This window comes from Wolbachia endosymbiont (group A) of Lasioglossum morio, from assembly GCF_947250585.1.
GTDB classification, from domain to species: Bacteria; Pseudomonadota; Alphaproteobacteria; order Rickettsiales; family Anaplasmataceae; genus Wolbachia; species Wolbachia pipientis.
Window position 1 is genome coordinate 245,001 of sequence record NZ_OX366327.1, and the last position, 11,636, is coordinate 256,636.

Consider the following 11,636-nt stretch of genomic DNA (forward strand, 5'->3'; position numbering starts at 1 on the left):
CCGTTATTCCGCTGCTTGTTAGCTGATGAGATACCGCGAATGAATCGCGGTATGACGGTATGCGGCGGCATGACGATAAGCCTTGTCATTCCAGCGCGTGACGCTGGAATCTAAACTTTAACTGATATGATTACAGAAAGAGAATTTATTAGGTATTCATAGACACTGAAAGTGGTCAGCTTGACCACTTTCAAGTAAAGAAAACTACGTTTGTGCCTCCAATAATTTCTATTACTTATCCGCTACTGCACCGTCTTTACAAATCACACCGCCTGGTGTTATTTTTGAAACGACTACAGGAGCGCCAAAAAACACAGCAGTGAATGCACCGAGTGCAAAAAGCGCTGGCCATGGCATTCTGCCAAATATCGCAAGCAAAGCTGCACCTATTATCACTATTGTGATCATCGGCCCACCTATGCCGTGAGTATAGCCTATTATCTTGCATATCACTGATGATGTTGTATCATTTTCATCAACAAAAACGGTGTTGGTGGTGCCACCACTAGTATTAGCATTTGCATCAAACGCAAAGGAGAGAATTAACGCCACAAGTAGAAGAAAATTTTTCATTACGCCTCCTATAATTTCTGTTTCATGTTTGATTATCTATCGCTTTGATTAAATTTAAGTAAATGGTGAGGGTTCTAGTAAATTTGTCATCCTATCAGTTTATAAAAATTCCCGGATCTCAGTGTTATTCACTTGGACAACATTTATACAATTGTGGAATAATGGTGCTCCTTTAAGAAGCACCATTCAGCTAATGTTTTTCTAAATTTAGTACCTATTTACATACATTATTTGTTGTATCCCATGCTTTACCATCAGGGCAAGCAGTTGCACCATTTTTACAAATCACACCGCCTGGTACTATTTTTGAAACAACTACAGGTGCACCAAAAAACACAGCAGTAAATGCACCGAGTGCAAAAAGCGCTGGCCACGGCATTCTGCCAAATATTGCAAGCAATGCTGCACCAATTATTACTATTGTGATCATCGGTCCACCTATGCCGTGAGTATAGCCTACTATTTTGCATATTGTATTTGACGTTGCGTCATCAGTAACACTGCTAGCAAAAGCATTATCAAATGCAAAGAAGAGAATTAACGCCACTAGTAGAAGAAGATTTTTCATTATGCCTCCAATAATTTCTATTACTTATTCGGTTACTACACCGTCTTTACAAATCACACCTCCTGGTGTTATTTTTGAAACGACTACAGGAGCACCAAAAAACACAGCAGTGAACGCACCAAGTGCAAAAAGTGCCGGCCATGGCATTCTGCCGAATATCGCAAGCAAAGCTGCACCAATTATCACTATTGTGATCATCGGTCCACCTATGCCGTGAGTATAGCCTATTATCTTGCATATCACCGATGATGTTGTATCATTTTTATCAACAAAAGTATTTGCAGCATTTGCATCAAATGCAAAGGAGAGAATTAATGCCACAAGTAGAAGAAAATTTTTCATTATGCCTCCGATAATTTCTATTTAATGCTGGATTATCTACCATTTTGATTAAATTTAAGTAAATGGTGAGGATTTTTTTGCTTAAAAGTATCCTTTATTTCATTTAGAATACTTTTCTTGGTTCGTTTATATTACAGTGCTACAGAAATTTTACAGCATCGTTTATTGTCTTTATCGTGCTTTGATTGACACAATTTATAATGATGGAGTGGAGCATGCAGGGTATTTATCATTTTTAATTCTGTTATCAATATTTCCTTTTCTCATCGTTTTAATGGCTGTGGCGTCAACATTCGCAAATTTTTTAGACCAGTACAACATTGGCTGGGTATTTATCATTGATAACATGCCACAGGATATTTTATCATCTTTGATGCCGCGTATTAGGGAGATAATATCAGGCCCGCCGCAAAGCTTACTAACTTTAGCAATTGTAGGTGCTGTTTGGACCGCTTCATCGACAATTGAAGGGCTTAGAACAATACTCAATAAGGCCTATAAAGTTCCGGTTTCGCCGCCTTATATATTAAGAAGAGTACTAAGTATATTACAATTTTTAGTAATCACGCTTATTATAACTCTAACTATAGTGTTTTCTACACTAGTACCAATGCTAATTGATTTTTCCTATCAGGGGCTAAGTTATACTAGGTATTTACTTATTGAATTTGTACTTTTCACAGTAGTCTCTTGGCTATATTTTATGTTACCAAACATAAAACAAAATTTATCAGACGTATTTCCTGGATCTTGTGTAGCTGTTATTCTTTGGACGATTTCTGCTTCAGCTTTTAAGCAATACTTAAAAGCTTCCTTTGACCAACTGGATTTGATATATGGAAGTTTAGGTGGTGTGGTAGTGTCATTACTATTTTTTTATATGCTAAGTTTGATTTTTATATATGGAGCAAAATTCAATTTTCAGCTAAAATATTTCAATGGATCTCGCTAAGGAGAAAGAAATGGGTAAGTTAGAAGGTAAAGTAGCTTTAATCACCGGAGCTTCAGGTGGAATAGGCTCTGCTGTTGCAAAAAGGTTTATAAGAGAAGGTGCATGTGTGATTCTGATTTCAAGATCTCTTGATAATCTCAAGCCACTATATAATGAAATTGAAGAGCTTGAAGAATTTAAAGAAGGCTCTGTGAAACTAATTCAGCTTGATCTTTTAGACTTTGAGAATGTAAAGATACTGACAAACATGATAGAAAGCCTGAAATTATCAGAATCTGGAGCACTTGATATATTAGTTGCGTGTGCTGGAATTTTAGGCAAACTGAACCCCATTCATGACTGTGAGATTGAAGAGCTACAGAACGTAATGAATACAAATTTTACTGCCAATTGGTACTTACTAAAAAACTTAGATCCAATGCTAAAAAAGTCTAATGCTGGAAGAGCGATATTCATGACCTCAGAAGTGACACTTTCTCCTTCCTCTTATCCATATTGGATGCCGTATGCTGCAAGTAAAGTTGCACTAGAAATAATGGTGCAGATATATGCATCTGAGACAAAACATACAAAATTATGTGTAAATGCTGTATACACGGAAGGACCTGTGGGTAGTGAGCAGGCGTTTCCTGGATCTGAATTAGTGTCACCCGATAAACTAACAGATGAATTCGTGGAATTAGCTTCTGAAAACTGCAGCGTATCAGGAAAAATCTTACCGCTCAGCAAATCTCCCGAATAAATTACCATAGTATCTGCAAAGATACCGTTAAGCCCACAACTGTATGAACATTGTGATTTGAGTCCACTAGGAAGGATGTCATCCCAGTGCCTCTATGGTGTCATTCCAGTCTGGAATCTAGTCTTTATTATGCAGCCACTTATTTAAAGTTAAGTTTTCTGGATCCCAGACGGCTTTGTTGCATCGCTAGCTATGATGGATTAAAGATAAAAAAGGTGGAGAATATCAGTAGCTTATTATTCTGGTATTTATAACAAGAACGGTCAGTGAATACCTAAATTTGAGTAAAAGAAATTTCACTACCACTCACTAATCCGGCTAAAATTCAAGAATTTCAATGCTTTAGCTATTTTCAATAGAATTAAATTTATTAATATAAATAACAAGTTACTATTCTTAAATTTGATCAGATTGATTGCAAAAAAAACAAGATTTTCAATAAGTTGCTTATAATCCTAATTATAGTTAGCCTTTCATAAGTAGCGATGCAACAAAGCCATCCCAGACTGGGATGACACCTCTGGGCACTGCCGTCATAAAGGAACCAGTGTCAGCTACTTGAATGACATCATTTGCTGTGCAATTTACCTTCAAAAATGAATGTTTGTACAGCTGTGTGTCAAGCACTGGAATCTGCCACGCAAATTGCAATGTTCGTACAGTTATGCGTCAAGCCTAAAAGTAATTAGCTAATAGGTTTAATAAAAATTCACATATACAGGAAAGATTGGTAACATTACTTGAATAGAGACCGTTATTGTAATTATGCCGAAACGCACAGATATAGAATCTATATTAGTAATAGGAGCAGGCCCAATAGTTATAGGTCAGGCATGCGAGTTTGATTATTCCGGAACGCAAAGCTGTAAAGTATTAAAAAGCGAAGGTTATAAAGTCATTTTGGTTAACTCCAACCCCGCAACTATAATGACAGATCCTGAGTTTTCTGATGCGACGTATATTGAGCCGGTACTGCCTGAAATCATAGAGAAAATTATAATTAAGGAGAGGCCAGACGCAATATTGCCAACAATGGGCGGGCAAACAGCGCTCAATTGTGCAATAAAACTTGCAGATGATGGAGTGTTAGACAAATACAACGTAGAATTAATAGGGGTAAATAGAGAAGCAATAAAAAAAGCAGAGGATAGAGAGTTATTCCGCCAGTCCATGGATAGAATAGGACTGAAATACCCCAAAAGTATCATTATAAAAAATCAAGAACAAATAAAAAAGGCTTTGGATTACGTTGGATTACCAGCAATCATTCGTTCATCATTCACTCTTGGTGGCGCAGGTAGTGGCATAGCATATAATAAAGAGGAGTTTTTCAATATCGCAGAAAGTGCTCTCAAAATTTCGCCAATAAATGAAGTTCAGATAGATGAATCAATTATCGGCTGGAAAGAATATGAAATGGAAGTTATCCGCGATTGTAAAGATAACTGCATAATAGTCTGTTCGATAGAAAATGTTGATCCGATGGGAGTGCACACTGGGGATAGCATAACTGTTGCTCCTGCTTTGACTCTGCGTGACGTAGAATACCAACAGATGAGAAATGCATCTATAGCAGTGCTGAGAGAAATTGATGTTAGTGCCGGTGGTGCAAATGTTCAGTTTGCAGTGAATCCTAAAGAAGATGGAAGCCTCGTTGTAATTGAAATGAATCCAAGAGTTTCTCGCTCTTCTGCACTTGCTTCGAAAGCAACAGGCTATCCTATTGCAAAAGTTGTAACTAAACTTGCTATTGGCTATTCGCTCGATGAAATACGTAACGACTGTGCTCCAATAATACCAGCAGCATTCGAACCAGTGATTGATTATATCGTCACTAAAATTCCTCGATTTGAGTTTGAGAAATTTAAAGGAACGAATTGTGAACTATCAACCTCCATGAAATCAGTGGGAGAAGTAATGTCTATAGGCCGCACTTTTAATGAGTCACTGCAGAAAGCTTTTCGTTCACTTGAAACTGATTTTACAGGACTTGATGAAGTATTTCCTGAGAACATTGATATTGATCACATAAAATCTCAATTAGCAAAATTGCTACCAAACAGATTACTGATTGCTGCTGACGCAATGCGCCACGGAATTAGCATAGAAGAAATAAATTCGATTACAGGATATGACTTATGGTTTCTGCAAAATATACAGCAAATTATATTAACTGAACAAAAAATCAAGGAAAATGGCCTTCCTGGAACTGCATATGAAATATTAGAACTAAAAAAGATGGGATTCTCGGATGCAAGGTTGGCAAAGTTAAGTAATAGACCTACCTCTGTCATCCCAGTACCCTCTAATGTCATCCCAGTGTGTGACACTGGGATCCAGCCAGCGTTATACGCTGGAGATCGAGTAAAACAAATTGAGGAAATAAGGAAAAAATTTGGCATTCATCCAGTTTATAAACGTGTAGACACCTGTGCGGCTGAATTTGAATCGAGCACTGCTTATATGTATGGCTGCTATGAGGGAGACATTACAAATAGGACAGAATGCGAAGCGGACATTTCTGACCGAGAAAAGGTTATCATCTTAGGAAGTGGTCCAAACCGCATTGGTCAAGGTATTGAATTTGATTATGCATGCGTACATGCAGCTTCTGCCGCCAAAGAAATGGGGTATGAAACAATAATGATCAACTGTAATCCAGAAACTGTCTCAACTGACTACGATACTGCTGATCGTTTATATTTTGCCCCACTGATTGCAGAGGATGTGCTTGAAATACTAAGTAAAGAGCAAGAAAATGGCACACTGGTTGGTGTAATAGTTCAAATAGGTGGTCAAACGCCCTTAAAGTTAGCCAAAGTGCTTAACGAGAGAGGTTTCAAAATTCTGGGAACTCCGTTTGATTCTATTGACCTTGCAGAAGATCGCATGAGATTTAAAAATCTTGCTTTGCAACTTAATTTAAAACAACCTGAAAGTTCTATCTGCCATTCAGTAGAAGAAGCGTTAACCAACGCAGAAAAGGTGGGGTTTCCACTAGTAGTCAGGCCATCATATGTCCTCGGCGGTCAGTCTATGTCGATTAGACACGATACTCAGAGCTTTAAAGAGTACGTCTTGGATCAAACTAAAATCTTTGAGCATGGTTCGCTGCTTCTTGATAAATTTTTAGTCAATGCAGTTGAGGTTGACGTTGATGCTGTATGTGATGGGGAAAAAGTTTTCATTGCAGCGGTCATGGAGCACATTGAAGAAGCTGGTATCCACTCTGGCGATTCAACATGCTCAATACCGACAAATACATTGAGCGACGAAGTAATAAAAGAGATTAAGCTACAAACTGAAAGAATAGCTCTTGCACTAGAAGTGAAAGGTCTGATAAACATTCAGTTTGCTGTTCAAGAGAATAGACCTCTTGCAGAACCTGTTTGTGATGAGAAATTTTTAGAAAAAATGCAGATGAGCACCACAGAATACTCGAATGTATTTGAGGAGCGCAGACAAGCTTTGACGACAAAATTGCCTTCAGAAATCGAGTTATGCAAGAGGTCTAGTGATGTATACATACTTGAAGTGAATTTAAGGGCTAGTCGAACCGTTCCTTTTATTTCCAAGGTAATCAATATTCCTATTGCAAAGCTTGCCACTCAAGTTATTTTGGGTAAAAAATTGAATCAGGAAAACAAGCCTTTCAATCATTTTGCAGTTAAAGCTGCTGTTTTTCCATTTACCCGCTTTGCAGGAGTGGATACTTTACTTGGTCCTGAAATGAAATCAACAGGAGAAGTGATGGGAATCGACTCATCTTTCGAAGCTGCACTTGCAAAAGTGCACATGGCTGCAGGATACAAGTTACCAACAGAAGGAACAGCTCTGGTTTCAGTAAAAGATGATGATAAAAAGTATATATTGCCAGTTGCACGAATGTTGAAAGAACTGAGTTTTGAAATATATGCCACCAAAGGCACAGCTTCGTATCTGAACAATAACGGCATTGCTGCACAAGCTGTAAATAAAGTAAGAGAAGGCAGACCTCACATAGTTGATATGCTCAAAGATGGAAAAATAAATCTAGTGATCAATACTTCAAAAGGCGTGAAATCAGTCTCAGATAGCAAAGATATCAGGAGAACTGCTATTTTGCAAAATATAGCTTACAGTACCACAGCTTCTGGGAGTAAAGCGTTAGTGCTTGCAATTCAATATGTAAAGAATAGCAAATTGGAAGTGAAATCATTACAGCAGATACAAAACGTTTAAATATCAAAACTAGAATAATTCACTCTCAAAATGCTAAAGAGAACATAATAAAAAGATGGAAATTTTGAAGGAAATAGTATACCTAAAGAATCAACTAGCGTAATTGAACAGCCAAATGCTACAACGAATACTCCACAATCTTACCTAGAGGACACTTCCCTTATATGTTAAGAACAGGTCTTTATAAATATCAAAGTAGTGATATTAAAGACACACAGAGAAGAGGAACCGTCACGCCCCTTGATTATAAGAATCGTTGTTCAGCAAGGTTCTCTTCTCTGGTTTATTATACTGAAAGTTCCGAACAACTGATTGAGCTTTTAGGCTCGTATATAAGGCTGGAAAATGCAGTATATGTTATTATTACGGAGGAATTATGAATTCATCAAACATTATTGCTGGCATTGATGTTAGCAAAAGTAAATTAGATCTCCACATTCACCCACTTGAGCATTATAAAATATTTGAAAACAATGTACAATCCATTGATGAAATGCTGGACTTTTTACGTTTGCATAATGTAACCAAAATTGGTCTTGAGGCAACTGGTGGATACGAAAAATTATGTGCCTATACTTTACTAAGCAATGGTTTTGAGGTGTACGTCATTCAACCAAGGTGGGAGAGACTATGCTAAAAGCCTTGGTATTACTACAAAAACTGATAAAATAGACTGCAGTATCATCTCACGTTATATTAATAATACAGATATGCGTGTTACTCCTTTAACAGTTAGTAATGGTAATATTGATTGCTTGAAACAAAAATTATCTCGTAGAAACCAACTTGTAGAAATAGCAAAAATACAAAAAACCCAAATCCAACAGGTAACTGATACATCTATAATCAAACAAATAGAGGAACTTCTTGCAATTTTACGTAATCAAATTAAAACTTTAGAAGATGAAATGATTACATTTATCGATCAAAACCAAGAGCTTAAAAGAAAATATATATCAATAACTATATAGTAGCGGGATGACGGTTTTTCAAATTGTCGGTAAATCTAAGTTAGTTTAGCTATAGGCAGCAATTTTCTGTATTTATTTTAAATTGAAGAAAGCTCAAATGAAAGATCGTGTTTTGCTAAAAATCACAGAATGCAGTCTGGTTACTATTTAAAAGGATATGTTCAAAAAAACTGTGTCAAATCAACTCATACACTTCATTACCAACTTCATGATGAAGTTCCGCAGTTGGATGGAAATAATCAAAAAAGAAATAATCCTTTAGTGTTTCTTTGCTACACCCAGGGTTATAGTGAACGTCAAGTTCCCCTTTAAATATCAACTTTAAGAGTATTTTTATATTTTCTTTAAATCTCCCAACTTGGTCTGCAATGTTCGATGTGCATGCATCTTGACAATTTAAACCTTTGCTCTTGTATTCGCTAAACATACTTCTCATTTTAGAGTTAAGATCAAATGCTTTTATTTCAAGATTTGTACTTTTCTTCATATAATCTAAGCCTTTAGCCAGTTTTGCATTGAAACTCTCCGTGAGCTTTGTAGCTAGTTCCCTTGCTTCTTCATCTCTATTAAAAGCTGGTATTGAGCCAACTTCAGGTGCATTTGCAACAACTACATGCTTAACACCATGTTCATTTAGAACCTTAAGTGCATTACATATTTCACTCACTGCTTGTTCCAACACTTCTTCCGCTTTAGTATCGTCATAAGCAGTGGCAACCATAACATCATTTCCGCCGATTATGATGCAAAATAAATCTTCTTTACCTATATCTGGATGATGTTTAATTACCGCATCTAGCTGGTTAGCTAAACGAAATTTATTGAAGAAATAAGAAAAAATAGGGTCAAAAATTTCAGATGCTGTTGCATATGAAACTGCGTAATTCTGACCTTGCTGTTCGTGGCATCTCCCAAAAAATGAATAACTCCACCCAGGTTTAAATTCATCTAAATCTAAATATTTTGCTATATATTCAACAGCAGTAGGGCCATTGCTAAAAGATCTTCCTTGATAAAAAGGATCATCAAATTTTACGCTTTTTGCAAAGGATAAATTATTTAAAATTCCAATGATTGCGCCATTATCGGATAAGCTATCACCCAGAACATAAAAATTTCTATACTTTGAATTAGAATTGTCATTTTTGTTTGTCATAATATTTACTGTAGATTAGCATGTTGTTTCATTAGATTCATAGAAAAAGAAAAATAGCGGTGAAATTATACAACTTTGGCCTAACTTGCTCTCCACTTTTTCCGGGCAAAATCAGCTTCTTCTTAACTTGACACGTATACTTAAAAGAACCCTCTAAGTTTTCTAGCACGGCTTGGATGTTTCAACTTGCGCAGTGCTTTTGCCTCTATTTGCCTAATTCTCTCACGTGTTACATTAAAAATTTTTCCTACTTCTTCTAAGGTATGTTCCTTCCCATCTTTACCAAGGCCAAAACGCATTCTTAAAATTCTTTCTTCCTTTGGTGTTAAAGTTGCAAGAACATTGGTTGTAATGCCACGCAAGTCAGCAAGTATTGCAGCATCCTCTGGCCTGGAGACTCGCTTGTCTTCTATACAATCACCAAAGGTACTACTATCATCTTTTCCTGTTGGAGCTTCAAGACTTACTGGATCCCTTGCTATTTTCATAACTTTGCGTATTCTTTCCAGTGGCATTGTCAGTTCTACACTCAATTCCTCTAACGTCGGCTCTCTTCCCATCTCATGAGTCATCTTTCTTAATGCTCTGTTGATTTTACTGATAATTTCCACCATATGAACTGGTATTCTAACTACTTTAGACTGCTCAGGTATTGCTCTAGTGATTGATTGTCTTACCCACCAAGTGCCATAAGTTGAAAATTTATATCCACGTTTGTAATCAAACTTATCCACGGCCTTCATAAGACCAATATTGCCTTCTTGTATCAAATCAAGCAGATCAAGGCCTCTTTTTGAATACTTCTTAGCAATGGAAACTACTAGCCTTAAGTTAGCCTTAATCATTTCTTGCTTTGCTTCAGAGACTTCTCGTTCGTGTTTTTGTATTCTCTTGATTAGCTCCTTAAATTCTTGTACGTTATCTTCCTGTATATGCTGCTTAATACCGTTCAAGGTACTAGCTATATGTTCAGAGTTATCGTCTATAAACCTTAAAAATTTGTTTTTTAATTCACCTGTAAAAGAGGACTGATTTTCATTGATCTTTAAAAGACTTATCTTTTTCAATTCGTGCTTTAAAAGCACGTCATCATAAACTTTATAGAAACTTTCTCTATCGATATCGTATTTTCTAGCCTCAGCAATAAGATTAGCCTCTTCAAGCGTAATGGATCTATTTATCTTATAAAGTTCTTGTGTAATTCTGGCAACAGCAGCATCACTTAACTTAATTTGTAATGCTATAGACCATATTTGATTATACAAATTTTCTAGCTCATTAGAGAAATTTTTAGAATTTTTTCTTAATATCAACGCTTCATTTGTTAAAGTAATTATCTCATCCAATGCAACTATGACCTTTGGCAATAAGTCACTTTCCATTTCAAGAATAGAAACATTTAAATTGACTGAACTTATATCTTCATTATTACCGTCTTTCTCATCATCACTTTTTTTACTATCTTTCTCATCATCACTACAGTACTCAGCATCTTCAGAAACATCCTCAGAATCCTCAACATCTTCAGCACTTTCTTCACTCTCTTCACTTTCTTCTTTGGGTACCACATTAAAATCAGAGTTATAAATTGCATCCAGATCTATAATTTCTCTCAGTAAGAGAGCTCCATTACTTAAATCATCACGCCATACTTTTATCACCTTTAATGTTACTGATGTTTCAATTATTGCACGTAACATGTTATGCTTTTCAGATTCAATTTTTTTTGCTATCTCGATTTCATCTGCCCTTGATAAAAGCTTTACGGAGCTCATGTCTTGTAAATAAATCCTCACTGGATCATCATTTTGTACTAAAGTTGCAGTAACATTTGGCGATGTGTCATCATCATCAAGTTTACTATCATCACTGTTGGAAGGAATATCTTCTTCATCTTCGCTACTTTCAAGCACATTAATTCCGGAATCCTGCAATAAAGATATAGCATCATCTATAAAGTCAGACGAAAAATTTTCATCTGATAATTTATCATTTATATCATCAAAGGTGATAAAACCACCCTTTTTTATACTCTTAGTTACCAGATCTTTGATAATTTTTTTCTTATCTTCTGCATCATTAATAGTTGACATCATTACCTTTATAGTTTA

10 protein-coding genes and 1 pseudogene are annotated in these 11,636 nt (G+C 36.1%); 5 read left to right on the forward strand and 6 right to left on the reverse strand.

Going from position 1 to position 11,636, the window contains the following annotated elements; genetic code table 11:
* Nucleotides 1-231: 231 nt before the first annotated feature.
* The 3 genes from OOK89_RS01240 to OOK89_RS01250 all read right to left on the reverse strand — a co-directional run bounded on the left by OOK89_RS01240 (nucleotide 232) and on the right by OOK89_RS01250 (nucleotide 1,483).
* The gene (locus tag OOK89_RS01240; protein ID WP_264719103.1) at nucleotides 232-573 is read right to left on the reverse strand and encodes a TrbC/VirB2 family protein; all 342 of its coding nucleotides are present in this window, start codon (nucleotides 571-573) and stop codon (nucleotides 232-234) included.
* Nucleotides 574-787: 214 nt separating this feature from the next.
* The gene (locus OOK89_RS01245; protein ID WP_264719104.1) at nucleotides 788-1,141 is read right to left on the reverse strand and encodes a TrbC/VirB2 family protein; all 354 of its coding nucleotides are present in this window, start codon (nucleotides 1,139-1,141) and stop codon (nucleotides 788-790) included.
* Nucleotides 1,142-1,165: 24 nt separating this feature from the next.
* Nucleotides 1,166-1,483, reverse strand: coding sequence for a TrbC/VirB2 family protein (locus OOK89_RS01250; RefSeq protein ID WP_264719105.1), 318 nt, complete (start codon nucleotides 1,481-1,483; stop codon nucleotides 1,166-1,168).
* Nucleotides 1,484-1,619: 136 nt separating this feature from the next.
* Between OOK89_RS01250 and OOK89_RS01255 the strand changes: the two genes are divergently transcribed.
* Nucleotides 1,620-2,435, forward strand: coding sequence for a YihY/virulence factor BrkB family protein (locus tag OOK89_RS01255; protein WP_155969484.1), 816 nt, complete (start codon nucleotides 1,620-1,622; stop codon nucleotides 2,433-2,435).
* Nucleotides 2,422-3,177, forward strand: coding sequence for an SDR family oxidoreductase (locus tag OOK89_RS01260; RefSeq protein ID WP_264719106.1), 756 nt, complete (start codon nucleotides 2,422-2,424; stop codon nucleotides 3,175-3,177). Before OOK89_RS01255 ends, OOK89_RS01260 begins: the two co-directional genes overlap by 14 nt.
* Nucleotides 3,178-3,642: 465 nt before the next feature.
* Here the strand turns inward: OOK89_RS01260 and OOK89_RS01265 are convergent, their stop codons facing one another.
* On the reverse strand, nucleotides 3,643-3,804 hold the full coding sequence (locus OOK89_RS01265; RefSeq protein WP_238514577.1) for a hypothetical protein: 162 nt from the start codon (nucleotides 3,802-3,804) through the stop codon (nucleotides 3,643-3,645).
* A gap of 138 nt (nucleotides 3,805-3,942) precedes the next feature.
* Between OOK89_RS01265 and carB the strand changes: the two genes are divergently transcribed.
* The 3 genes and pseudogenes from carB to OOK89_RS06580 all read left to right on the forward strand — a co-directional run.
* On the forward strand, nucleotides 3,943-7,398 hold the full coding sequence (gene carB, locus OOK89_RS01270) for a carbamoyl-phosphate synthase large subunit (RefSeq protein WP_264719107.1): 3,456 nt from the start codon (nucleotides 3,943-3,945) through the stop codon (nucleotides 7,396-7,398).
* 164 nt (nucleotides 7,399-7,562) lie between these two features.
* Nucleotides 7,563-7,778 (forward strand): hypothetical protein, encoded by a 216-nt coding sequence (locus OOK89_RS01275; protein WP_264719108.1) that lies wholly within the window; start codon nucleotides 7,563-7,565, stop codon nucleotides 7,776-7,778.
* A pseudogene (locus OOK89_RS06580) lies at nucleotides 7,775-8,363 on the forward strand (IS110 family transposase); the annotation flags it as partial. The gene OOK89_RS01275 and the pseudogene OOK89_RS06580, both read left to right, overlap by 4 nt.
* A gap of 181 nt (nucleotides 8,364-8,544) precedes the next feature.
* On the opposite strand, the gene OOK89_RS01290 reads toward OOK89_RS06580, so the two are convergent.
* Both OOK89_RS01290 and rpoD read right to left on the reverse strand, forming a co-directional pair.
* Nucleotides 8,545-9,525 (reverse strand): SGNH/GDSL hydrolase family protein, encoded by a 981-nt coding sequence (locus OOK89_RS01290; protein WP_010082050.1) that lies wholly within the window; start codon nucleotides 9,523-9,525, stop codon nucleotides 8,545-8,547.
* A 140-nt stretch (nucleotides 9,526-9,665) separates the two neighbouring features.
* On the reverse strand, nucleotides 9,666-11,618 hold the full coding sequence (gene rpoD, locus OOK89_RS01295; RefSeq protein WP_012673419.1) for an RNA polymerase sigma factor RpoD: 1,953 nt from the start codon (nucleotides 11,616-11,618) through the stop codon (nucleotides 9,666-9,668).
* Nucleotides 11,619-11,636: the final 18 nt, after the last annotated feature.

Excerpts from the sequence above, each read along its gene's own strand:
- rpoD (WP_012673419.1), bottom strand. The coding sequence starts at position 11,618 with ATGTCAACTATTAATGATGCAGAAGATAAGAAAAAAATTATCAAAGAT.
- carB (WP_264719107.1), top strand. The coding sequence starts at position 3,943 with ATGCCGAAACGCACAGATATAGAATCTATATTAGTAATAGGAGCAGGC.
- OOK89_RS01250 (WP_264719105.1), bottom strand. The coding sequence starts at position 1,483 with ATGAAAAATTTTCTTCTACTTGTGGCATTAATTCTCTCCTTTGCATTT.
- OOK89_RS01275 (WP_264719108.1), top strand. The coding sequence starts at position 7,563 with ATGTTAAGAACAGGTCTTTATAAATATCAAAGTAGTGATATTAAAGAC.
- OOK89_RS01245 (WP_264719104.1), bottom strand. The coding sequence starts at position 1,141 with ATGAAAAATCTTCTTCTACTAGTGGCGTTAATTCTCTTCTTTGCATTT.
- OOK89_RS01260 (WP_264719106.1), top strand. The coding sequence starts at position 2,422 with ATGGATCTCGCTAAGGAGAAAGAAATGGGTAAGTTAGAAGGTAAAGTA.
- OOK89_RS01240 (WP_264719103.1), bottom strand. The coding sequence starts at position 573 with ATGAAAAATTTTCTTCTACTTGTGGCGTTAATTCTCTCCTTTGCGTTT.
- OOK89_RS01290 (WP_010082050.1), bottom strand. The coding sequence starts at position 9,525 with ATGACAAACAAAAATGACAATTCTAATTCAAAGTATAGAAATTTTTAT.